We start from the raw sequence: 23368 nt of genomic DNA on the forward strand, positions 1-23368 counted from the left end.
CCCCATGGTCATAAATTACAGCATGAGCAAAGCAAGGAGGGGTTGTTTCCGGATAATCGGAAACAACCCCTCCTTTGGTACTGCTTTAGGCTGCGGTTTCGGCCTTCGCGCGGCGACGAACCACAACTACCGAGGCGGTACCGGCAACCAGCGCACCGGCGCCGACCAAGCCCCAGAGAACCAGGCTGGAGTCGACACCCGTGTTAGCCAGACCCGTGCCGGTGCCGGTGGCGCCCGACCCGGTGTTGGCCAGGCCTGCGGGGCTGACGCCGGCGGCGACCACCGTTGCGGTGACCGTGTGGCCGGACGTAGCGCCGACTGCGGTCAGCTGGTAAGTTCCGGCTGCAGACAGCGTGACGTTGGTGGAGAAAGCGCCCGAGCCGTCAGCAACGGCTGTAACCGTGGTCGGTGCCAGAGAAAGGGCTCCCGGTACAGCCAAGGCGATGCCGCCGCCCGTGCCGGGTGCTGCCGCGCCCTGAGGAGCAGCGGTAAAGGTGATCGTGACGTTGATGGTTTCGCCGGGCGTGAAGCCAGTTCCGGAGAATACAACGGTTCCGCCAATGGTTACTGTGGCGCTGGATACGGTGCCCTGCTGGGCCGGTGCCGGGTAATCAACGGCCATGGCCGGAGCGGATGCGGTGAGTGCGATACTGCCCGCGAGCGCGAGCACTGCAAGTGATTTCTTCAATTTTGTCCCCCTGAGACCTGGTACGTACGTGAGATTAGTACGTATTTCAATTGTGTTGATGCGTGATTTCATCCACCACGGACACGTGAACTGAAATCTGAGACCTACCCGAGAAAGAAGCTATCATCCCCCGAGCGGGTTCCGCAAAGTAAATCCAAAGCTGTTACAAAGGGTTTACACGCTGTCTACCTGGTGGTACTGCAGCTTTCCGTTTGCGTTGGGAGTACAACTTTGTCGGCGGATTCCACAGTTGGAGTGACCACCAATTCCGGCTCGCTATGCTGCACGATCTTCCCGAAAGTGAATTCGACCGTACTGCTTTGGCCGGGAGCTAGTTGGAGAGACAGTGTGCCTACCGGTCGATCATCGTGCCGTTGTGCTCCGAACGGAACCTGTTTCCCATCCTGAGTGGCGGTTTCTACCTGCGCTTGAGATGGACCGTAGGCAAGTACATTTGTCTGCACCGATCCGGCGGGTACGCCATACACTCCCCGAGCGGTGACGTAGTCGGGCAGAGAAGATGCTGCATCAGCGGGCGCTGTATTTGTGCTGGTGATGCGGACCTTTACGGTTCCGTATCCATCGGCTCCACACTGCTCGACTAGTTGAACGGTCTGCTTCAAGTAATAGTCCATTTTTGCGCCGGTGCCGTCGTTGAAATAGGCGCCGAACTGTGCGGCTGGCACACTAGGACCTGAAATTGATCCGCTGAGAGTGTATTTGCCAAGGACGGACTGTTCTGCGGTGTTTGCCGACCACAGGAGAATTCTGCGCTCTTCCACGCCCTTCCCGACCCCGGCAAGCAGGGTCTTTGCTTCGCCCTTACCGGAGGTAAGGGCGCCGAAGACATCCTTTGCCACGACTGAGAAGTAGGCGTCTTGAACCTTTGGTTCTTTGATTTCGGCGTAAACGTCCGAAAGGAGGGTCTTGACCACGTTCTTGCCACTGAGTTCAGCAGGAAGTTTTCCGGCGGTCAGGGCCCGCAACTGCGGGTCCTGAAGGGTGACGGGGCCGGTGGCATCCAAGATGTAGCCCAGAGCGACTGGATCGATCGACACCGCCCCGTCGAGTTTTTCGCCCTTTTTCTGTTCCCACATTTTCAGCGCAGTGCTTGCCGCAGTGGGGAAGTCCGGTGTGAAATTCACGTCCTGCATGAAGGTTCCCATGCGGGAGCTATAGATCCGTTCCTGCTCAGGGTCAACCGCGATAGGCGGACTGAATGTACCGAGCTCGGTGGCACTGCTTTCATCAGAGAGGCTGATTTTGCCCTTGTCTGCGGTGAGGACGACTAATGCTCCAGGAATTCCCCCGGTGGCCCGTACTTCGGCGTTGTTCTGGACGAGAAGCAGGTAGTGTCGCGGCTGGTCGGCACCAAGCATGGCTGGGGCGAGTTGAGCGGCGTCCGAGGCAGTTTCAAGTTCGTCAACAACGGAAGCAAGCTGTTGCTTGGCTTGAGCCAGGGGTTCAGCGATTTGGGGGAGCAAGCTCCCAGTGTCAATGCGATTCAAACGGTCGGCTGAATCGCGCACCGCGCGTGCTGCGGACGTAACTGCAGGTGCCGCTTCACGTATCGGCCCGAGATCTGTACCAGCACCGCTTGGTATCAATTTGTCCCAATTTACCGAGTCATAAACTTTCACCAACGGGGCCACTCCGAGAGTTGCCACGTCGTCCGCGGATCGGGCTATTTCGGATGTAGCTGATAGGTTCGAACCGATCCATGGCGTCGCTGAAGCAAGCGACCAGAGCGGGTCGGCGGCCGCACGCCGGGCAGCAGCCGTGTGCTGTTTCAGCTGTTCTGCAAGTGAAGACGCTTCGGCAACCTGATTTTTCAGGATGCTTTCCTTGAGCTTTGGCACTAGCTGCGTGGATGCTTCCAACTCGTTCTTAATGATGGAAGCTCTTGTTCCGAGCCACAGGATCGCTATCCCTGTGATTGCCAAAAGGGTGGCCACGCTTATCGCAATGGCAAGCATTGATCGACGACGTTTGTCCGAGAGCGGTGCTCGAGTGGCGCGGCTGGCCCCGTTTGCGCCCGCATTGCCGTTGGAGGGTTCAATTCCCGTCACTCTTATGGCCTTCCGAGTCCGCGGTAATGCCATCCGGCAGCACGCCACTTTGCGGCGTCAAGAACATTTCGCCCGTCTAAAATCCGGAGTCCGGCTACGCCGCTACCCACCTCGAATGGGTCGAGGTCTCTGTATTCTTGCCACTCAGTGAGCAAGAGCAACGTGTCGGCTCCAGCCATCGCTGTCTCCAAATCCCGTTCGTATTGCAACTCGGGAAACCGTTTGGCGGCGTTTTCCAGAGCTTTCGGGTCAGTCACCGTCACTACCGCGCCTTGAAGCTGGAGCTGCGCGGCGATACTCAGAGCCGGCGAGTCTCGGACATCGTCGCTTTCGGGTTTGAACGCGGCTCCGAGAACTGTGATGCGATGCCCAAGAAGGCTGCCCCCACACAGTTCGCGCGTTAGTTCAACAACACGAGTCCGGCGGCGCATATTGATTGAATCGACTTCACGCAAGAAAGTCAGGGCTTGGTCCGCTCCAAGCTCCCCAGCCCGAGCCATGAAGGCTCTAATATCCTTGGGGAGACAGCCACCACCAAATCCAATTCCGGCATTCAGGAATTTTCGACCGATCCTGTCATCGATTCCGATCGCGTCGGCCAACCTAGTGACATCCGCGCCTGCGGCCTCACAGACCTCTGCCATTGCGTTGATAAACGAGATCTTAGTTGCAAGGAATGAATTTGCTGCCGCTTTGACGAGTTCTGCGGTCGGATGATCGGTCACCAACCGTGGTGAACCGTTTGCGAGCGGTTCGGCATAGACCTCGTCCAAGACTGCTACGGCAAAATGATCCTCAGAGCCATCAGACACGCCGTAGACCAAGCGGTCCGGAGAGAGGGTGTCGGCCACTGCGTGTCCTTCACGTAGAAACTCCGGATTCCATACCAGATGGGCATTGGGTTCGTGCTCTGCAAGTCGATCAGCAAGCCGAGCGGCCGTGCCTACTGGTACCGTCGATTTGCCGACGACAATGTCCCCGGGGCCGACATGCGGGAGGAGTGAGTCCATGGCTGCGTCTACGTACCGCATGTCCGCCCCGTTCTCGCCTTTTCTTTGGGGTGTCCCAACACAGACGAAATGCACGCTGCTTCCTGCAGCCTTTGACATGTCGCTAGTGAATGACAGTCGTCCGGTCGCTTGAACCTCTCGCAGCAGTTCGTCTAAGCCTGGTTCGAAGAACGGTGATGAACCAGTGGAGAATGCACTGATCTTCCTTTCGTCAACATCGATACCGACTACCTCATGTCCAAGTTTGGCCATGCATGCAGCGTGTACCGCACCTAGATAGCCACAGCCGATGACTGAAATTCGCATTGTTCTTGCCTTCCCCAGAGAGGTCTTTCGCATTGAAACGGTTAGTACGCGCCGTGGCTGCCAAGAACGGCCCTAGCGGTACGCAATAGAATTGTGAAGTCGCCCGCCAACGACCAGTTTTCCACGTAGTAGAGGTCCAACCTGACCGAGTCCTCCCAAGAAAGGTTGGATCTTCCGCTCACTTGCCAAAGACCGGTAACTCCGGGTTTGACCAAGAGCCTGCGATGCACATCGTCCTCATATGCGTCTACTTCACGTGGCAATGGTGGACGGGGGCCGACAAGGCTCATTGAACCGGTTAGAACGTTGAATAGTTGTGGTAATTCATCCAGGCTGTACCTCCGGAGGAAGCCGCCGACACGTGTGATGCGAGGATCATTTTTTATTTTGAACAGCACACCGTTGCCTTCATTCAGGGCTGCGTGCTCTGCCAGCCTCGTCTCGGCATCCGCCACCATGGACCGGAATTTGAGCATTTTGAAGTGGGCACCCTCGAATCCCACACGATCCTGACGGAAGATGACCGGTCCGGTGCTGTCGAACTTCACCAGGAGGCTGACAACAGCCAGAACAGGGGAGAATAGGACGAGCAACCCTGCAGAGACAACTACGTCAAACAGCCGCTTGGCAACTCGTTGACCGGCTTCAAGGCTAGGTGTGGTGACATGCATGAGCGGGAGTCCTGCCACCTGCTGCTTATGAATGCGAGGGCCGGCGATATCAGTCAAGGCCGGCGCCATAATTAGACCAACATTCCGGTCTGCCAATTTCCATCCAAGCTGACGCAGAGTCTTTGGGTGGAGGAGAACCCCAGCCGTGATTGCAACGGCGTCCGCCTCCGAGCGATCTATTGCATTTAGAATCGCGACCGTAGTTGGTTCGTGGCCTAGCACCGGAAGCCCAATAGAATCCAGTTCTTCAGCGCTGGAAGCATGGCCCGGCGTATACGCGGCTACCGGTAGGTAACCTGCATGCTTCTCGCTCGAGAGTGTGGTGGCTAGATGGCTCACCGAACTGGGACCCCCGAGAAGCAGGAGTCGTGACATCCGTCTTCCTCGCTGCCGGTGGACACTCAAATGTTGGCGTAGAAGCCACCGAGCTAGGAGAAGACCAATGAGACCAGCAGGCAAAGCGATTCCAACGTAACCCCGGGCAGTTTCGACGCGGAAAACATAAGAGAAGATCGCGATGAATCCAAACAGCCAAAGGGAAGCGGCGGCAACCCGCTTGTATTCGTCAGGCCCGGAACCGAGGATCCGGCTCTGCCTGGTGCTCCACGCCTCAAGCATGAGCCACCATGTTACGGACAGAAGGATGGACAATAATAGGTAGCTAGAGTCCAGCCCGGCAACCGTAACGCTTGAGTCGAGTCCAAATCGGATGCTGTACGCCCCTGCGACTGCCCAGACAATTACGAAGGCATCAACTACCCTGAGAGTGCGCGCGGTTCGCACTCGCCAATCAGAAACCGTCCCCACCAGAATCCCCAATAAGTAGTTGTGTTCAGTTTTTGGAGTACCCGAGGTCAGGATACAGGGGAGTTGCGCGGCTACTCTAATGTTGCGAATTAGAGGCATCCCGATAGCTGGCACTTCGATTCGGGCGCCTGGTCTTCACTACGTACCGCGGCTCTCGTCGAATAACACCACCGTCGCGCGAGATCCTCGCTCGTTGGGCATGCAGGTAATCTAAGCTGTCGTGGCATCTAAGGGGATACCATCATCCCTGGGGTGATTCGGAACCTCGGATCCAGAAACGGACTGCTCGCGTCCAGTGTCGCCAACTCCTGACGGATGAGCGGCTGACACGGCGTGAGCTAGACGATCAAGCAAGCGTGGGCAACATACGAAAGATTTGGACTCGTTTTGCGTTCGGCGACCAAGGTCAATCGGGCTTGTCGCTGAATCAGAACGGCAATAAATGGGGGTGAGCATGACCAAGTCGATGGCAATTATTGGTACGAGAGGCTATCCGAGCTACTACGGAGGCTTCGAAACAGCCGTTCGCAAGCTGGCCCCGTACCTGGCGGATAACGGGTGGGACGTGACCGTATACGGGCGCGGGGAGCAAACCAAAGCCGCAGACGTTGAGGCCGATCCAAGGATCCGCCGAAAGAACACGCCCGGAATTGAGAGCCGATCCTTTAGTACGCTGTCGTTTGGTTTGACATCCGTAATTCATGCCCTCAAGACCAAACCTGATGTCGTTCTTGTGATGAACGTAGCGAATGGATTTTGGTTGCCCCTTCTCAGGTTGCGAGGCATCCCGACTCTCGTCAACGTGGATGGCATGGAGTGGGAGCGGGCAAAATGGGGCCGAGTTGCGAAAATGGTCTTTCGTCTCGGGGCGCACTTTACGGCGAGATTTGCCGACGAGCTTGTGGCTGACGCGAAGGAGATCCAACGTCGGTGGAAAGCTCAATTCCGGAGGGACAGCACCTTCATCCCATATGGAGGTGACGAGGTTTCGGGCCTAGTTTTAGAGGAAGGGCTGGAGCATCGTTCCTATGTCCTTGTGGTTGCGAGATTTGTTCCTGAGAACACGATCCAGCAATTTCTCGAAGCATCAGATCAGCTTGCCCAAAAATACAAGATCGTCGTCGTCGGAACTTCCGGATATGGCGGTGAGCTTGATGAGATGGCGGAAAAACTAAGCCGAAAGCACTCGAATTTCAAATGGCTTGGAAGGATTAGCGACGACAAGCGACTGTTTGCTCTTTGGGAGCATGCGGGAGCCTATTTCCATGGACACAGCGTGGGCGGCACCAACCCCGCACTCGTGCAAGCAATGGCCACCGGCGCACCAATTGTCGCGCTTGACACCGTTTTCAACAGAGAAGTTCTGGGCGACGATGCTATCTTCACGTCCGACTCTCCAGACGATATTCGCGAGACGATCGAAAAACTGATGGAATCGAATCCACAACAAGAGAAGAGTTCTGAGGCAAATCTCAAGCGCGGCAGGGAAATGTACTCGTGGGATTCGGTTCTCGGGAAATATCGTAAATCTTTGGACAAGCTAACTGAGCATAACTAGAACAAGCAAATGTTGCGATCTAGGACAATGGAGACAAAAATGCGCCTTTTGGTCACGGGATGTGCCGGATTCATCGGAAGCCACCTGGTACATAGATTGCTTTTTGACGGTCATGACGTAATCGGTATTGATTCTTTCACTGAATACTATTCTCGAGAACTCAAAGAGCGAAATAATTCATGGAACATCGGGAACGACTCGTTCACATTTATCGAGGGCGATTTGGCTTCTGTAACCGCTGACGATCTAACTGAGGTAGATGCAATAATTCACTTGGCCGCACAGCCTGGTGTTCGTGCTTCGTGGGCAAAATTTGACGATTATATTAACGAAAATTTACTTGCAACCCACAGGCTGGCCACCTCGGCAGGACAAGCGGGCGTAAAGAGGTTTGTCTTTGCAAGCAGTTCTTCAGTTTATGGCGATGCTCATGAGTACCCAACTCAAGAAGATACTGCGACGGTACCGCGGAGCCCTTATGGCGTGACCAAGCTTGCAGGGGAAAGCCTTCTCGACGCCCATGCTGCAAACTTCGGACTGGAAGTCTTTGCCCTTCGGTTCTTCACAGTCTACGGGCCGGGTCAACGGCCGGATATGGCGATTCAACGGCTGATCAGATCTGCAATAGATGGGAATGAATTCCGCTTGTTTGGCGACGGGCATCAGAGACGAGACTTCACGTTTGTCGGAGACATTGTCGATGCTTGCGTTCGATCTGTAACTGCTCAGTCCGACGGCGGGATAACCCGCCTCAACATCGGAGGATCTGGAGATATCTCCATGAACGATCTGATTTCGTTGGTCGAATCTACCGTCGGTCGTTCGGTCAATTTGTCTCGCCATCCGGCTCAGGTTGGGGACGTTTTCCGGACGGGGGCTGACGGGAGGCAGTCGTCTGAAAAACTAGGTTGGAAACCATCCATCCGGATTGAAGAAGGCGTCGAACGCCAGGTGAAATTTGAACTCGAGCCAGCCTATGCCACTTGGAGGTCGGCATATTGAGTACAAACCGAATTTCGCCCGAGCTTCGGGCACTGCGACTTGCTTTCGGACACCTTATGGCCGCGTTCCTTCTTCCTCCGTACTCGATGAGGCGGGTAAGGGCAATGTGTTTTAGATTGGGCGGTGCGAAAATCGCCTTGGGCTCCGAGATATGCGGGGGAACGCGCATGACGGGAAGCACTGTCCACATCGGGAAAGGCTCATTCATCGGTGCCGACGTACTGATCGAAGCCAATACTTCGGCAGAAGTTCGCGTTGGTGAGAACGTCGCCATCGGCCCCAGGACAACAATATTGACCAGCACCCATGAAATTGGTGAGCATAAGAAGCGCGCCGGGAATGCGGTGGCCAGGTCGGTGAGCATCGGGGACGGCGCATGGATCGGAGCTAACGCAACCATCTTGCCGGGAATATCGATCGGCAGCGGTGCTGTCGTGGCTGCCGGCACCGTCGTTCATAAAGATGTCCCTGGCTCGGTAGTAGTGGGCGGACAGCCCGTGCGACTAATACGCAACCTGAGCGTCACGTCTTGAGCAACATCGGACTGAGGAACCGTTCGGAACTACGGAGACGTCCGGAGAGGTCGGTGTCTGCCTCGAGGGCGGGGTCCGTTACCACCATCCTCACACTCGTTAATGTAATTTTGGGATTCGTATTTCAGAGTGCCATAGCCGCCACCCTCGGACTCTCGGGCGCGTCCGACAACTTCCAACTTGCTTGGAGTATTGTCACTTTTGGAACCATTATCTTCTTCACTCTGGTGCCAATATTGCTGGTCCCGCGGATGGAGAACCCCGAGACCAGGGAAGTGAGCATTGGGGACTGGCCGAAGTTTGCAATTCTAGGTGCTCTGCTCACTATTGCCCAGCTCGTTGCTGCGGAATTGTCCTCACCCCAGCTTGGAGACATCTTACGTTGGTCTGCTCTCAGTCACTTGTTTGCGTCGACTACGGCTGTTCCTTTAGCTGTCGCCTATATTAGGAAGCGCTTCGTCGTTGCCGGGATTGGCCCGGCTATAAACGGAGCTGCACTTTTAGTTTCATTTGTGACCATTGGTGCGGGCGGAAATCCTTCAGCAATTGGCGCATGTCTCGCTTTTGGCTACCTGGCCCAAATGCTCTTTGTCGGTTTCTTTGGACTATATCGAAGCGCACCTCTCCGGCAGTCCGGACAAGTTCCCATTCGCCTGTTCATTTTTCTTGTTGCATTCACCCTACTCTCAAAGTTCCAGCCACTTCTTGAGAGATTTCTCTCGGTTGGAGGCCCAACCGGATCCACCGCCACATTGGGTTTTGGGCAGAAGCTTGCCCAGGGTCTCCTTCTTTTCGCTGCTTTCGGTCTTGCGCTCACGGCAAATGCCACCCTCGCCCGCAAAGTGAAATCGGGCGATTTCGACGGTGCGGCCGACTTGATGGCTAAGACGCTAGTAACCACATTCGTGTTTTCATGCGTCATCTTACTGGCAGCAATCCCATCACGGGATCTTGCGATTCAGATTCTCTTTGTCAGAGGAGAATTCAGCACTTCAGATGCGCATGATGTTTCTGATGTTCTTTTAGCCCAGTTTCCGTGGGTGATTGCATGCGCCCTTACTGGTGCCCTTACATCGTATCTATACATTGAGCGGAACTATCTTCGTGTGGCAACAGCTGCAGTAATTGGGCTAGTGGTCACATACGGAGTTTCGCATGTTCTACAAGGCGATTTTCCGGTGCTTGCCGTTCCGCTCGCGAGTAGTGCGGGGTCTGTGGTGACGCTCCTTTGGGTTTCCTGGCTGGTAATCAGGTCCACAATCTGGCCTTTGTTAAAGGCCAAACTTGGGGATTACCGAGAAACCTTGTACTTTTCCGGCATTGTAACGACGGCGTCATTCATTGCCGCCGTTGTGTTTCGATCGGTCTCTGGGCCCGGCTCGTGGTTTGTTAACCTCGGGCTGACGTTAATTTTGATTCTGTTTCTACTGTGCCTGCGTCTGCTTCGACCTTTGTGGGCGCAGTGTCGTGCGGCAGTTGGGGGGAAGCTGTGAAACAGCAGAAGGTTGTGGCACTGACACTCGGCTCGCGAGGCGCAGCAAGTAGCCGCATCCGGGCACACATTCCCTTGGACCATTTGGAGTCGGGTGGATTGAGTGTTACTAGAGTTATTGCCTCCTCGAAGTTCTGGCCGCTGAGGTTGTTTTTCTCGATTCTTCTAATTCGGCCGGATGTAGTATTTGTTCAGAAGGTCATGCCACCACGTTGGTTCCTGGTCTTGTCGCGGCGAATGTGTTCTCGCATGGTATTTGACTTGGACGATGCAATTTATCTCGGATACCCCGGCGCGTCGCCGCGCGAGGTTAAGAAGATTGATTCGCGTGTGCGCGGTGGGTTAGTTTTTTTCGACCTTGTACTGACTTCTAATGAACTCATTCGTGAAGACCTCGGACTTGGCATGGATCCGAGATGCATTGTCTATCCGGGACCAAGTCCTGATGCCGCTTTCACCGGCGTGCAGGGCGACTTGAAGGAAAAGGTTGTCTTATGGCTTGGCAGTCCGTCAACGATCTCAAATGTGGAGTCGATACTTCCCGGGGTCGTAGAACAGCTCCCTGATGTAAGGATTCTGATTGTGGGGTCCCCTAATGACGGACCCCAATTGGGATCAATCCGTAGGCAACGCTGGACGACTGAAGTCGAGTCAAAGGCCTTGCGATGCTCGTGGTCGGGCTTGATGCCGCTCCAGGTTTCGGCCTGGAATCAACGTAAAGCTGGGTACAAGATCCTAGAGTATCTTTCTTACGGCGTCGTTCCCGTGGTTCAGGATTCACCGATTGTCAGGACGCTGCTCGGTCGCCGCACATCCGAGCTGTGCGAGCTTGTCTCTGGGGACACCCCGCAGGATTGGGCCGCTGCCATACAGCGATCGCTCGATCGCACAACCGACCAGACATGGATTGAAGGTCGGGACGCTGTTTTCGAGACCTGGAGCAGCGTCGGCTTTTCAAGATTGATTATCAGTGCAAAGTCATCGGGGGGATCTTTTGAGTAAGTCAGTAGTTATGGTGTCATCCCAGTACCCGCCGGTTTATGGAGGCGCTGGTCAACAAGCGCAACTTCTTAGTAACGTGCTTGTCAGTCGTGGTTGGAAAGTCACCGTAGTGACGCTTGACCAAGAGGGAATAGGCAGCACAGTCCATGGTGGACTCCGCGTCGTTCGAGTGCTCAGAGGCATTGCCGGCGCCGGAAAGACGAGTCGTGCGCTAACCACGGTCGTGTTAGGTCTGACCGCGGCCTGGCTAGTCTTGAGCAGCCGGCCGTCCGCAGTACACATCCACGGGGCCTATTGGTGGAGCCTTCCCCCTGTGATCGCTGGGCGTGTGGCATCTGCCACCTCGGTCGTGAAAATCACGAGGGACGGCGAGGACGATCCTGGCACCGTGTTTGGGCGCAAGGTGTTTGGAGCTGTGCCCTTGGGATGGCTGTATGGTCTGTCGCTCAAATTGTGCGATTTTGTGGTTGTGCTGAGCGCGGAGGCTTACAACAAGTCGACCGGGCTCGTCGCCTCGGATCGTCTGAGGTTGATTCGAAACGGCGTGGACCTCACGGCTTTAGCCAGAACCCCAGACCGTCGAGAAGCGGCGCGCAAAGCACTTGACGTGAAAGCGGGTGCCAGAGTCACAACCTTCGTTGGCTACTTAGTGGAACACAAGGGAGTGCTCGATCTTCTCGCTGCTTGGAAACTGCGGGAGTTGTCAAACAACAGTGAACTCTGGCTCGTTGGCCCCTATGAAGGCTTTTACCGGGAACTGACTTCAAATGCGATCGATGAAATTCGGAGAATGCAGGACGCTGGTTACAAGATCCGTTTGTTCGGACAAGTAGGCAAGGACGAAATGCCGGAAATTTATTGGGCGAGCGATGTATTCACATTGCCAAGCTACAAGGAGGGAATGCCGAATAGCCTGGCTGAGGCGATAGCCGCCGGCTGCACGATCGTGGGAACTGCTATACCAGGCATTACGGATATCGCCAGTTTTGCTTCCTCAATCCTCGTGAAACCTGGCGATATCGCAGCCTTGGCAGAGGCTTTGGACTCAGCGGAAGCTTCCGCGGACGTTGAGATGCCCGAAACGTCAAGCATGGGGATCGATGCTACCGCGAGTAAGATCGAAGAACTTTATGCTAAAAAGATTTAACATAAAGTTTATTGGATCGCTAGCTGCTATCGGTTTGTCCTTAGGCTTTCCCATAGTCGCTGGTCCGACCCAGGCGACTGTGAGTTTCGCTGTTCTTTTGGCGACTTGCGGGTTTTGCATATTCCGACTTCGCTCATCTGCGGGCCGTGCTCTTGAAGGTTCATCTGCGCTGGTAGTACTGCTGATTGCTGCCATCTATGCAATTGGTCTAGTCGATCGACCAGGCCCGGTATTCGGCATAAATCCGACAGGGGAGGATTACCAGCTCACGGCAATTGGACTTGTCAGTCTGCTGGCGGGCGCCCTTATAACGACCACGTTCCGCCGTCAGCTATCCGCACGGTCCCACGCCCCGGCAGCGTTTCCGCGCGTGGCCTTTGGACGAGACCATCGGCTGGTTGTCATAGCTATTCTTGCAATGGCCGCCGCCCTACTCAATTATGCAACCGGCGGGATTCCTATACTATCCGATGACGTCGACGGCAGCAGATTTGCCGGTAATTACGGAATTCTCGGACGTTTTTGGCCACTCATTCTTCCAATTCTGCAAGTTGTGGTCATAGTTGCCTCTACTCGAATCCTTGCTCGAAATTCTGGTCGGCGGTGGCTCTTCCTTGGATTGCTGGCTCTTCTTTTTCTCCTTCTCAGCGGCGGAAGGTCTCTCTTCGTTATTCCTCTCATTGCGATTGGTCTCCTCACGGTCGATTTTCTCCGGCCGCGCTTCAGGACGATTCTCCTGTCTGCAATAGGAGGCTTCGCGATCATTGGCGCATTCGGCTACGCCCGCACGCTCGGGTCAAGCGGAAGCCAGGCGAGTATCTCGTATCTTGGAACGAGAGAGCAAGATTCGTGGTTTGGTGCACTAGATATCTCGCTACAAACGGGCCCCCGTGTCATGTCGGCGGCCCGAGAGGTTATCCACGACAATTTCCTCTCGGGGCAGTTTTTCTGGGCGGATCTTCAGAATTTTCTCGGACTTCAAGTCAGCCCTTCAGATCGGCTAGTAACCGTGCTACTCGACCGGCAGCCGGACCAAGTCGGCGGTCTGCCTCCCACGATCTTCGGTGGACTTTATCTTGATTGGGGAATGTTCGGAGTTATTTTAGGGGCGTTCGTCATCGGAGGTCTTCTCGAATTTTTCCGGGCACGCGGTCTTGCAAAACTGAATCTGCCGAATATCGTTTGGTCCTATTATTTTCTGGCATATATACTCATGTCCGTATACAGCTATGTCGGTGCAAAGCCGAACCTGTTGTTTGCAGCTGTAGTTTGCCTTTTCGCCTTTGACAGAGATAAGGGTGTCTTCAGTGAGAATTCTAATGGTTTCAAAGTTTCGAGAGTTCCAGGGCGGGGTGGAGGCGCACCTACGGGATTTGATGGGCGGCCTAACTGAGCTAGGACATCAGGTCGAACTTTTCAGTTCGGAAGACGTCCCCGGGAACGGAGGGTTCAGCACCGAAGCTGGCGGTTTTGGTTCAAAGGCTCGTTCTGTCGCGTCATTATTCTGGAATTCATCAGCTCGCAAGTCCTTAGCTAAAGCCATCGAAGGTTTTGAGCCTGACCTTGTTCATTATCACTCCATCTACCACCAGTTGAGTCCTTCCGTCTTGGGAGTTTCTCGAGTTCCGACCGTAATGACTTTGCATGACTACAAACTGGTTGCGCCGTGCTACTCGTTGTATCGAGACTCACGCATCTGCACTGATTGTGTCGGTCTCAGGTTCCCGCTTCCTGCTATTCTCAACCGCTGCGTCAAGCAAAGTGCTGTCGCTTCGGCCGTTTGCTCTTCGGAGCAGGTCTTCTACAAGAACCGATACCTCGAGTCGGTCGACCGGTTCATTGTTCCCTCGGCCTATTTGCAAGGGATGCTTATCGAATCTGGCGTTCCGGCAGACCAAATGGCCGTCGTACCGTGGGGCGTACCTGCCGATAGCTTGAGAGGTGATTCGGCTGAAGCATCGGAACACCAGGACTCACGGTTCTTGCTGTACGCAGGACGTCTCCATGAGTCCAAAGGTTTGCGCCATCTCCTGGAAGCCTGGTCGGCTTTGGAGGTCAAGGGCGGTTACCGGCTACTTGTCGTTGGTGGGGGGCCTCTGGAATCAGAAGTCAAGGCTGCTTCTTCAGCGGATTCAACCATCGAATACATGGGCCTCGTAAATCGGGATCGGTTACTCGATCTGATCGCCATGTCGACGGCTACTGTGATGCCGTCGATAGTGCCCGAGACGATGGGCCTGGCCGCTTTGGAGAGTCTTGTTCGAGGGATCCCTGTTGTGTTAACCGGAAGTGGTGCGCTTTCGGAGCTGGCAGGTGCGGGCGTAATTGAGGTGGACCCGGAAACGTTGGTTACTTCGCTCAGAGAGACTTTTTCGAAGATTGTTAGCGATCCGACCTTCTTGCGCATGCAGCGCTCTGAGCTAGCAAAGCGGGATCTTTCCATGTATACGCAGGCCGCTATGGTGGGTCGCGTTATGGAGGTGTATGAAGCGACCATGCGCTCGTGCACCAATTCAGCTATAGGTGCATGAGGGCGCGGTCTGGCTGTATCAGGATGATCTTTGGGATGGCATTACGGCGCTCGCGTAGTACGACGCAGGCAGTAAGGATGTCGACCTCGGAACCGCTACAATTGCCCTATCCGCACGAATAGAGCCTTTCTGGTGGCATGCCCTCAGGTGGGACTACGTTCATTCATACAGGGGGATCTGGCTTGGACTTACGCGACTACCTACGCATTGGGCGGCGCAACTGGATATTGCTTGTGGCCTTCATGCTCGCGGGCCTTTTGGGGGGCGGGGCGACATCTGTCTTGATTCAGCCCACTTATACCGCAGAGACTCAGCTCTTCGTGGCCATACAAAGTTCCGGGACAGTTCAGGAATTGCAGCAGGGAAACACGTTCACGCAAGCTCGGGTCCAGTCGTACGTGAAAACCGTCACGACGCCTGTCGTGCTCCAACCAGCGATTGACGCGTTGGGTCTCAACGTCACGGCGGACCAGCTTGCAAAGAAGGTCAAAGCCAGCACCGACGTCAACACGGTTCTGATTAACATCTCAGTGTCTGATACGTCGGCGGTGCAAGCCGCAGCAACGGCACAGGCCGTTGCGAATAGCCTTATTAAAGCTATCGACCAGCTGGAGAAGCCAAAGAGTGGTGGCACATCTCCAGTGAGCCTTTCGATCATCACTCCGGCCGAAGCCCCTGCGGCGCCGTCAGCTCCGAATACAAAATTGAATCTCTTACTCGGTCTCGCCTTGGGCCTCGTTTGCGGCGTCGGGGCCGCCATTCTTCGAACGAATCTCGATTTCAGGATTCGCGGCGAAGCTGACCTGCGAAAAGTTACGGACGCGGCCGTGCTTGGCGGGATTGCATTTCAACCCGATGCAGTCCGGAAGCCCCTCTTGACGCAGTCCGCTCCCCAAAGCCCGCGGGCCGAGTCATATCGTCAGCTACGAACGAATCTGCAATTCGCAAATGTTGCCGGACAAGCCAAGACGGTATTGATTACGTCGTCTTTGCCAGGAGAAGGGAAGAGCACCACAGCGACCAACCTTGCTATTGCTCTGTCGCAAGCGGGACAAACTGTGTGCTTGGTTGACGCCGATCTCCGTCGTCCTATGGTCGATGACTACCTCGGCTTGGACAGGAACGCCGGTCTCACAACTGCTCTTGTAGGGGCAGCCGACGTGAACGACTTGATTCAACCATGGGGGGACAGTGACCTCTATGTGCTGACTTCGGGACAGATTCCTCCTAACCCTAGTGAGCTACTGGGTTCCGATGAGATGAAGAATCTCATTACTCGGTTGGAACATGTCTTTGACACGGTGATTGTCGATGCTCCGCCTCTACTCCCCGTTACAGATGCGGCGGTGTTGTCCCAGCACGTTGGGGGAGTTGTTGTCGTGATCGGCTCTCAGAAGATCAAGCATCATGATCTTCGTAAGGCCTTGGATGCCCTCAAGTTGGTTGACGCCAAGTTGCTTGGTGTGGTGCTCAACCGCCTTCCGGTCAAGGGTCCTGACTCGTATGCATACAGCTACTACGGTGGGACTTACGCTTCTGATTCAGCGGGGCCAAAATCTCGCAAGTCGAGTTCTCCCGCCGGAAAAGCGGCTTCTGCGGAGCAGCCCGACGACTTTGACTTCGTGACGGCCCCAGAAGACGCTAGGCCAGCAAGATCTTTCCCGAGAACTCCGTTGGAAGGTTAAATGGTCGCACTGCACAGCACAGGGCTGCGCAGAAGACCGCCTGGGGGGCAGCACAGCATCTGTGCTGCCCCCCAGCTTCTGTCCTGACTTTGCCATATTGGGCCCGTCGGTTTTTCCGGCTCGATGTAAAACTATCGTGGCTCGTTCTTACCTAATCTGAGTCGTGGTCGATACTTATTCAGGGATCTGGCAGGAAAATGAAAATGGAGGACGCTTTGCCGTACGTAGACATCAACCCATACCGGAAACCAACCCGGAAGCCGCTCAAGGTCGGTGGATTGATCGTCTTGCTGCTGGCCACGGCAGCCGTTGTCTACCTGGCTCTATCTCGATAGGCCTACAGTGTCCGCAATCCACTACGTCGTGGGCCTTGCAATCAGGCTAACGGGCTTGGGCATCCTTGCAGGAGTTGGCGTTTTGAGCCTCCGGCTCCGAAGGCCAGGGAAGGCAAAGATGACTCAACCCGCCTGTTGCGCACCCGCTACAACATGCGTTTGTCCTGCGGCGTAGGCACAGCTAGGAACGGGTTGTCACCTTCAGGAACTCGGACCTACCTCGTATCCAGATCCTCAAATACCAGGAACGTCTGGGTGTCCTGAACGCCGGGCATCGACTGAAGCCGGTCGAAGATGACGCGGCGCAGGTGGATGTTGTCTGTGGCGCGAACCAGGAGGATCACATCGAAGTCGCCACCCACGAGGGCGATGTGCTGCACCTCGGGAATGAGGCGCAGTTCCTCGCGGAGTTCGCGCCAGGAATGCTGTTGAACCTTGAGGGTGACGTAAGCCGACGACTTCAGGCCAGCCTTGATGGGATCTACCAGCGCCGTGAACTTGGTGAGGACACCTTCGTTCGTTAGCCGCGAGATTCGTGTGTACGCGTGCGCCCGGCTGATGTGCACGTTCTCCGCTACTTGGGTCACGGACATGCGCCCGTCCCTGGTCAATTCAGCGATGATGTCCCGGTCTACTTGGTCAAGGGGAACCTCCACTTGATCCGTTTCGGACTCGGCCATCGCGCCTCCAATTCGTCCACAGCTGAGTCCGTTACCCAGCTCACATTTGCAATTTGTCTTTCAATGTAGTGCTTTCCAGCATAACTTTCCACGATTGCGACCGGGACTGGATACGAAACTTCTCCAAGGAACATACTGGAATCAAATAGTGGAAACAGAAGGACGGACCAATGACGATCTCCGCAGACCACAAGGAACAAGGTCTGGCTGACGCTCGGCCGGACGAAATGGATGAGAACGAGCAAGCGTCCGAAGTTCGGCGCAAGTTCGGAATCAGCGTGGAAGACTACATGCTGCCGGCCCGCCACCAGATCCAAATGGTGGACCCTTCCGGCGCACTCAACCCGCAAGGCGAACAAGGCGCTGAACCCGGCCACGAGTACCCGATTCCGGGTGACACCGAACTCATGGCAGCGTATGAACAACTTGTCGTTGGGCGCCGAGTTAACGACCAGAACTCGGCCTTGGTCCGGCAAGGCCGCATGGCCGTCTATCCGTCCAGCCACGGCCAGGAAGCGTGCCAAGTCGCCGCCGCCCTGTGCCTTCGCGAAGGGGATTGGCTGTTTCCCACCTACCGGGACGCCGTCGCTGTCATGTCCCGCGGTGTAGATCCGGTAGAAGCCATGACGATTTTCCGCGGCGACTGGCATGGTGGCTATGACCCCGCCAAGCACAAAGTCGGTATCCAGTGCACGCCGCTGACCACCCAGTTGTTGCACGCTGTCGGCGTCGCCCATGCCGCTAAGCTGCGCGGCGAAGACACGGTAGTACTCGCGATGTGCGGCGACGGTGCAACCAGCGAAGGCGACTTCCATGAAGCCCTTAACTTTGCCGCAGTCTTCCACCTGCCCGTCATCTTCTTCGTCCAAAACAACAAGTACGCCATTTCCGTACCGCTGAGCCATCAGTCTGTTGCGCCATCGCTCGCGCACAAGGCAGTCGGGTACGGCATGGCCGGCGAACGCGTTGACGGGAACGATCTTGTTGCGCTTCTTGCCGTACTGGACCGGGCTGTGAAACTGGCCCGCGAAGGATCCGGCCCGCTCCTGGTCGAAGCCCACACATACCGGATGCAAGCGCACACCAACGCCGATGACGCCACCCGCTACCGCGAAGACAGCGAAGTCGCAGCATGGATGGCGAAAGACCCGATCACGCGCATGACTGCCTACCTCGGCGGACGTGGCTTGCTCGATGACGAAGGCTCGGCTCGCATTGCGGCTAAGGCTGAAGGCGTTGCCACCCAGCTTCGCGAAGGTTTGGGGGAGGAAGTTCCGGTAGATCCGCAGAACCTCTTCCGCTACGTCTTCTCGAAACCTACCCCGCAACTCAAAGAGCAGTCAGCCCTGCTCGCCGACGAACTCGCCCGCGAAGCATCCAGCCAGAAGGAGGCAGGCAAATGAGCCCGGCCGTCAGCACATCCTCCGAGGCCACCGAGACTGCAGCCACCGGCGACGTCAGCTCTGCAACCGCAAGCGCAGCAGCCAGCGCGGCGGCAGTAGCCGAAGCCTCCGGCCCCCAGACCATCACAATGGCCAAGGCCCTCAACACTGCGATGGCCGACGCCATGGAAGCCGACTCCTCGGTATTGGTATTCGGTGAAGACGTGGGCCGCTTGGGTGGCGTCTTCAGAATCACCGACGGCCTCATGGCCACCTTCGGCGAACAGCGCTGCTTCGACACCCCGCTGGCGGAGTCCGGAATTGTCGGCATGGCGGTCGGCATGGCCATGAATGGAATGCGTCCCGTCATTGAAATGCAGTTCGACGCTTTTGCTTACCCGGCCTTTGAACAGATCGTCAGCCACGTAGCCAAGATGCACAACCGCACCAGGGGCACGGTCAAACTGCCCATGGTCATCCGTGTTCCCTACGCCGGTGGGATTGGCGGGGTGGAGCACCACTGCGACTCTTCGGAGTCCTACTACGCCCACACCGCCGGCCTCAAGGTTTACACTCCAGCCACCGTGGCGGACGGCTACCGCATGCTCCGCGAAGCCATCGACTCCGACGACCCCGTCATGTTCATGGAACCCAAGAAGCTCTACTGGTCCAAGGATCAGGTGGACCTGGATGCCCTTCGTGCCGAGCACGCCGCCCACGTTTCCGCCGGTTCGAGCAGCGAGGGGCGTGCCGCCGTCGCACGCCAAGGCACCGACGCGACGCTCATCGCTTACGGACCGTCAGTCCCGACCGCGCTTGCCGCCGCGGCCGCAGCTGCTGAGGAAGGCCGCTCGCTCGAGGTGATCGACGTCCGCTCGATCGTGCCGTTCGACGACGAAACGGTCTCGGCGTCCGTGCGTAAGACGGGACGCGCCGTCGTGATCGCCGAAGCGCATGGCTTCGCCTCGGTGTCCTCCGAAATCGTTGCCCGTGTGCAGGAGCGCTGCTTCCACTACTTGGCTGCGCCGATCCGCCGGGTCACCGGCTTCGATGTTCCATACCCGGCTCCGAAGCTGGAGCACTACTACCTTCCGAGCGTCGACCGTATCCTCGACGCCGTTGACGACCTTCAGTGGGAGAACTGACTATGAGCGCAGATTTGCAGGTATTCCTCCTTCCGGACCTGGGCGAGGGACTCACTGAAGCCGAGCTCGTGAACTGGCTTGTGGCAGTCGGCGACGAGATCCGGGTGGATCAGCCGATCGCCGAAGTGGAAACCGCGAAATCCATGGTGGAAGTGCCGTCGCCCTATGCTGGCATCGTCGCCGAGCTGCACGGTGAGGCCGGACAAACCCTCGACGTTGGCAAGCCGCTGATCTCGGTGGCTCGGGTGGGTGCTCTGGTTCCGGCTGGGTCCTCTTCTCCTGAAGCCGAGTTGCCGGCCGATACACAGGCAGCCGCCGCCCCGGCCCCCGCGCCATCTGCAGCTTCGGTGGAAGCGGAGGCGTACAGGACCGAGGAGAAGGCAGGGTCCGGGAATGTCCTCATTGGCTACGGAACCTCCGGTAGTGGTGAGGCTCGGCGCACCCGGCAGCGGAAGGTTACTGCTTCTGCCGTGGCTGTGGCAGCGACTCCTGATTTTGCCGATTTGTCCCTGGCTCGGACGCGGATTCCGGGGAAGCTCTCAGCGGTAATTTCTCCACTGGTCCGGAAAATGGCACGGGACCATGGCGTCTCCCTCGATACTGTGGCTGGCTCGGGGGAGAGCGGCCTCATTCTTCGCCGCGATGTCGAGGCCGCTATCGCCGAACCGGCGGCGGCGCCGGTGCCACCGCGCCCGGAGGTTGCATCCCGAACCGAAGATTCGACGCTCGACGTAAGAACCGGCTTGGCTGTCGCATCCCGTACGCCTGTCCGCGGCGTGCGGAAGGCTGTTGCAGCGAACATGACCCGCAGCCGGTCGGAGATCCCCGAGGCGACGGTTTGGGTAGATGTGGATGCTACTGCTCTTTTGGACATGCGCGCTGAACTCAAGAAGAAGGACGCCCAAGCGACTCCCGGCCTGCTTGCTTTCATTGCTCGTTTTGTCACGGCCGGGCTAAAAAAATTCCCGGAGCTGAACACTCGATTCGTCACCACTGAGGACGCTGCCGGCGGAGAGTCGCAGGAGATCGTAGCCTTCGACGGAGTCAATCTCGGTTTTGCCGCGCAGACAGACCGTGGGCTCGTTGTTCCGTCGGTTCGGAACGCTCACTTGATGAGCGCAAGGGAACTGGACGCGGAAATCCGCCGGCTTACCGCCGTCGCACGCGACGGAAAAGCTACACCCACGGAATTGGCCAGCGGAACGTTCACCCTGAACAACTACGGAGTGTTCGGAGTTGACGGTTCGGCGGCGATCATCAACTACCCTGAGGTCGCGATGCTCGGCCTCGGCCGAATCATCGATAAGCCGTGGGTGGTCGATGGTCAGTTGGCCGTCCGTAAGGTGACTGAGCTGACGTTGGCGTTCGACCACAGGGTGTGCGACGGCGAGACCGCCGCAGGATTCCTCAGGTACGTAGCGGATGCGATCGAGAACCCGGGGACAGCGTTGGCGGATTTGTGACGCGTCCGGCATTCCTGCTCGCCAAACGCGAACCTCACACCCAAGTTGGCTTGTCGGCCACCATAAGTCGGTGCCCGTAGGGTTCAGGGTTATTGCCCCAGGATCGCCACATGACTCTGCCCGCAAGATCCGGGCCGACAATGCCTGATCCCTCAGTTCCGGTGACCGCGGTTGGAATCTTTGAAAGCAGATGCCACGAGGCTCCGCTATCTCCGGTTCCCACTATGTAAACCGAGTTACTTCCGGATGTTCGGTCCACGATGGCCACGATGGCTTCGTCGCCATCGTGAACGTACGGTGCGCGCCCATAGGTGAATGGCGCCCGCTCACCGGCAACGGATGCCCATGCTACGCGGGGTGTTGTCCCGTCTGAGCTGTTGAGGGTCCAAATACCGGCGGCAAACGTCCCCCTGTCCGGCGTAACTGCCAGTCTGTCGGCAAACGGTATGATCAAGGTCGGTTGTTGGTAAGCCGAGTCCGCCTGATAAAGAGGGTCCGTTGTGGGTATGGGAACGTTCGTCCAGGAGATTCCCCAGTCATCAGAGAACGCCCACATTGAATTGTCATTATCCCCTTGAGACGACCAAATTCGGTTACGGAATTGGTCATATTCCGTGCCGTGGAAGTGCGCGTTTTTCTTGTGATCCACGTTCTTTGCTGTTTTGATGTTGGACCATGTCAGCCCACCATCTCTTGACATCCACAGAGAATGGACGGGCTGGGGAATATCGGTTGAGTACTCGCCAACGAGTAGGATAGTTTTCCCGTCTGGACCTGGTTTCGGATGAGAGATAGAGAGTTCGTCTGTCCCATTGATCTTTCTGACCTTTGTGAAACCTGCAGTCGCGGAAGTCGAGAACCATATTGATCCCCAGTTCCCCGGCTTGGTCACATCGCTGCTTGTGATCACAACAAAGCCTGCAGTCGTCCTGCCTGTCCATAAAACATATTCACCCTCGTCCACGAGGTGGCCGAAGTTCTGGCCCAGCTGCAGTGTAATTCCGCCGTCGGTCGTCCAAGCAAGCGTCCGGTAGCCAGTGGCTGGCGTCGTGGGGTCATCAGTGTGGCCGTAGATGGCTCCGTCAATGCCGACGCTATGGGGGTAGAAACCGCGATCGAGGCCGCGCCACGAGAGAGGGCTTGCCGGTAGTCGAGGGGCTGTCGAGGTGGTTTTTACCACAATTCTGGGGGCCTCAATGGCCGCGGTCACCGTCGTCGAGCCCTGTTTTGGGAAAGCAGTCGGCAACGCTCCACTGACACCCGAGGTTTTGAATCCGAAGGCCTTCACCGGGACACCTGCTGCCGCCGCTACATCAGAAACGCCGGACCTCATTGCTAGAACCCCCGGCGGAGACCAATCTGGGCCCAAGGTCCGAATAATTGGTTGTTTCGATGGGGAAACCTGGACGACTCCGCCGATCCAGTAAAGTCCGGGTTCGAGCGTCAATGCCGATTGGCCGCGCCCGAGAGTCGAACCAATATCAGCGGCAAGGTCCCCCGAGTCGTACATAAGGGTGCTCGGGTAGAAGCTTCCGGAATCCGCATATATTCCAATCCGAAACTTAGCGCCGGGTTGCCCTCCAGTAATGAATTCGCAAACCACTTCTTGCAAAGTGGTGGTCGACTCGATTTCCCACGGAACCACGGTCAGGGTTGTGTTCGCTAAAGAGTTGCCGACTGGGTTTCCTGCCCGAAGCTCCGAGTCGGCGGCAAGTGCCAACAGTGTTGTTGCCCCAATCGCGGCGCCGATACGAAGGAAAGTCTTCCGTCCCAGGCCTACGTTATTGTCGTCTCTAGCAGGGCGAATCAAGCCTCGCAACACAGTCACAGACCGTAGTATTGCATGACGCTCGATCAACAAT

At 56.6% G+C, this 23368-nt stretch carries 19 protein-coding genes; 13 read left to right on the forward strand and 6 right to left on the reverse strand.

The features are described 5' to 3' along the window. Positions 1–85 precede the first annotated feature (85 nt). From E1809_RS12815 to E1809_RS12830, 4 genes are all read right to left on the reverse strand, one after another. Positions 86–688 (reverse strand): LPXTG cell wall anchor domain-containing protein, encoded by a 603-nt coding sequence (locus E1809_RS12815; protein WP_133204624.1) that lies wholly within the window; start codon positions 686–688, stop codon positions 86–88. Between the two features lie 185 nt (positions 689–873). Next, complete coding sequence (locus tag E1809_RS12820; RefSeq protein WP_235835577.1) at positions 874–2757, reverse strand: DUF4012 domain-containing protein; 1884 nt, start codon at positions 2755–2757, stop codon at positions 874–876. 2 nt (positions 2758–2759) lie between these two features. Then, complete coding sequence (locus E1809_RS12825; protein WP_133204725.1) at positions 2760–4073, reverse strand: UDP-glucose dehydrogenase family protein; 1314 nt, start codon at positions 4071–4073, stop codon at positions 2760–2762. 41 nt (positions 4074–4114) lie between these two features. Continuing rightward, entirely contained in the window at positions 4115–5650 is a 1536-nt protein-coding gene (locus tag E1809_RS12830) for a sugar transferase (RefSeq protein WP_133204726.1), read from the reverse strand. A 355-nt stretch (positions 5651–6005) separates the two neighbouring features. On the opposite strand from E1809_RS12830, the gene E1809_RS12835 reads away from it, so the two are divergent. From E1809_RS12835 to E1809_RS27730, 10 genes are all read left to right on the forward strand, one after another. Beyond that, a complete protein-coding gene (locus E1809_RS12835) occupies positions 6006–7109 on the forward strand; it encodes a glycosyltransferase (RefSeq protein WP_133204625.1) in 1104 nt (367 codons plus the stop codon). Positions 7110–7148: 39 nt separating this feature from the next. Next, positions 7149–8111 carry an NAD-dependent epimerase/dehydratase family protein gene (locus E1809_RS12840; protein WP_165962300.1) on the forward strand — a complete coding sequence of 321 codons (963 nt, stop codon included), beginning with the start codon at positions 7149–7151 and terminating at the stop codon, positions 8109–8111. 167 nt (positions 8112–8278) lie between these two features. Continuing rightward, positions 8279–8644: a DapH/DapD/GlmU-related protein gene (locus E1809_RS12845; RefSeq protein WP_165962301.1), complete on the forward strand. Its 366-nt coding sequence runs from the start codon at positions 8279–8281 to the stop codon at positions 8642–8644. 110 nt (positions 8645–8754) lie between these two features. Then, positions 8755–10137 carry a lipid II flippase MurJ gene (locus E1809_RS12850; RefSeq protein ID WP_133204628.1) on the forward strand — a complete coding sequence of 461 codons (1383 nt, stop codon included), beginning with the start codon at positions 8755–8757 and terminating at the stop codon, positions 10135–10137. A gap of 260 nt (positions 10138–10397) precedes the next feature. Continuing rightward, positions 10398–11138 carry a glycosyltransferase family protein gene (locus tag E1809_RS12855; RefSeq protein WP_165962302.1) on the forward strand — a complete coding sequence of 247 codons (741 nt, stop codon included), beginning with the start codon at positions 10398–10400 and terminating at the stop codon, positions 11136–11138. Positions 11139–11148: 10 nt separating this feature from the next. Then, a complete protein-coding gene (locus tag E1809_RS12860) occupies positions 11149–12285 on the forward strand; it encodes a glycosyltransferase family 4 protein (protein WP_133204630.1) in 1137 nt (378 codons plus the stop codon). Then, positions 12269–13678: an O-antigen polymerase gene (locus E1809_RS12865; protein ID WP_235835578.1), complete on the forward strand. Its 1410-nt coding sequence runs from the start codon at positions 12269–12271 to the stop codon at positions 13676–13678. Before E1809_RS12860 ends, E1809_RS12865 begins: the two co-directional genes overlap by 17 nt. Beyond that, complete coding sequence (locus E1809_RS12870; RefSeq protein WP_133204632.1) at positions 13605–14816, forward strand: glycosyltransferase family 4 protein; 1212 nt, start codon at positions 13605–13607, stop codon at positions 14814–14816. The genes E1809_RS12865 and E1809_RS12870 overlap by 74 nt, the downstream gene beginning before the upstream one ends. Positions 14817–14998: 182 nt before the next feature. After that, on the forward strand, positions 14999–16501 hold the full coding sequence (locus E1809_RS12875) for a polysaccharide biosynthesis tyrosine autokinase (RefSeq protein ID WP_133204633.1): 1503 nt from the start codon (positions 14999–15001) through the stop codon (positions 16499–16501). A 203-nt stretch (positions 16502–16704) separates the two neighbouring features. After that, positions 16705–16836 (forward strand): hypothetical protein, encoded by a 132-nt coding sequence (locus E1809_RS27730; RefSeq protein ID WP_268908680.1) that lies wholly within the window; start codon positions 16705–16707, stop codon positions 16834–16836. 215 nt (positions 16837–17051) lie between these two features. Here E1809_RS27730 and E1809_RS12880 read toward each other — a convergent pair whose 3' ends face one another. After that, on the reverse strand, positions 17052–17516 hold the full coding sequence (locus E1809_RS12880; protein ID WP_133204634.1) for an Lrp/AsnC family transcriptional regulator: 465 nt from the start codon (positions 17514–17516) through the stop codon (positions 17052–17054). A gap of 170 nt (positions 17517–17686) precedes the next feature. Between E1809_RS12880 and E1809_RS12885 the strand changes: the two genes are divergently transcribed. The 3 genes from E1809_RS12885 to E1809_RS12895 are packed head-to-tail and all read left to right on the forward strand — an operon-like array spanning position 17687 to position 21506. After that, positions 17687–18919: a thiamine pyrophosphate-dependent dehydrogenase E1 component subunit alpha gene (locus E1809_RS12885; protein ID WP_133204635.1), complete on the forward strand. Its 1233-nt coding sequence runs from the start codon at positions 17687–17689 to the stop codon at positions 18917–18919. Then, positions 18916–20043, forward strand: a complete 1128-nt coding sequence (locus E1809_RS12890) for an alpha-ketoacid dehydrogenase subunit beta (protein WP_133204636.1) — start codon at positions 18916–18918, stop codon at positions 20041–20043. The genes E1809_RS12885 and E1809_RS12890 overlap by 4 nt, the downstream gene beginning before the upstream one ends. 2 nt (positions 20044–20045) lie before the next feature. Next, the gene (locus tag E1809_RS12895; protein WP_133204637.1) at positions 20046–21506 is read left to right on the forward strand and encodes a dihydrolipoamide acetyltransferase family protein; all 1461 of its coding nucleotides are present in this window, start codon (positions 20046–20048) and stop codon (positions 21504–21506) included. A gap of 34 nt (positions 21507–21540) precedes the next feature. On the opposite strand, the gene E1809_RS12900 is transcribed toward E1809_RS12895, so the two are convergent. Beyond that, positions 21541–23334 (reverse strand): hypothetical protein, encoded by a 1794-nt coding sequence (locus tag E1809_RS12900; protein WP_133204638.1) that lies wholly within the window; start codon positions 23332–23334, stop codon positions 21541–21543. Positions 23335–23368 lie beyond the last annotated feature (34 nt).

It is taken from the genome of Arthrobacter terricola (assembly GCF_004354015.1).
Lineage (GTDB): Bacteria > Actinomycetota > Actinomycetes > Actinomycetales > Micrococcaceae > Arthrobacter > Arthrobacter terricola.

Bases quoted from the DNA above. Each gene is read 5' to 3' on its own strand.
- E1809_RS12825 (WP_133204725.1), bottom strand. From the start codon at position 4,073: ATGCGAATTTCAGTCATCGGCTGTGGCTATCTAGGTGCGGTACACGCT.
- E1809_RS12830 (WP_133204726.1), bottom strand. From the start codon at position 5,650: ATGCCTCTAATTCGCAACATTAGAGTAGCCGCGCAACTCCCCTGTATC.
- E1809_RS12835 (WP_133204625.1), top strand. From the start codon at position 6,006: ATGACCAAGTCGATGGCAATTATTGGTACGAGAGGCTATCCGAGCTAC.
- E1809_RS12840 (WP_165962300.1), top strand. From the start codon at position 7,149: ATGCGCCTTTTGGTCACGGGATGTGCCGGATTCATCGGAAGCCACCTG.
- E1809_RS12845 (WP_165962301.1), top strand. From the start codon at position 8,279: ATGACGGGAAGCACTGTCCACATCGGGAAAGGCTCATTCATCGGTGCC.
- E1809_RS12860 (WP_133204630.1), top strand. From the start codon at position 11,149: ATGGTGTCATCCCAGTACCCGCCGGTTTATGGAGGCGCTGGTCAACAA.
- E1809_RS12865 (WP_235835578.1), top strand. From the start codon at position 12,269: ATGCTAAAAAGATTTAACATAAAGTTTATTGGATCGCTAGCTGCTATC.
- E1809_RS12870 (WP_133204632.1), top strand. From the start codon at position 13,605: ATGGTTTCAAAGTTTCGAGAGTTCCAGGGCGGGGTGGAGGCGCACCTA.
- E1809_RS27730 (WP_268908680.1), top strand. From the start codon at position 16,705: ATGGAGGACGCTTTGCCGTACGTAGACATCAACCCATACCGGAAACCA.
- E1809_RS12880 (WP_133204634.1), bottom strand. From the start codon at position 17,516: ATGGCCGAGTCCGAAACGGATCAAGTGGAGGTTCCCCTTGACCAAGTA.
- E1809_RS12885 (WP_133204635.1), top strand. From the start codon at position 17,687: ATGACGATCTCCGCAGACCACAAGGAACAAGGTCTGGCTGACGCTCGG.
- E1809_RS12890 (WP_133204636.1), top strand. From the start codon at position 18,916: ATGAGCCCGGCCGTCAGCACATCCTCCGAGGCCACCGAGACTGCAGCC.
- E1809_RS12895 (WP_133204637.1), top strand. From the start codon at position 20,046: ATGAGCGCAGATTTGCAGGTATTCCTCCTTCCGGACCTGGGCGAGGGA.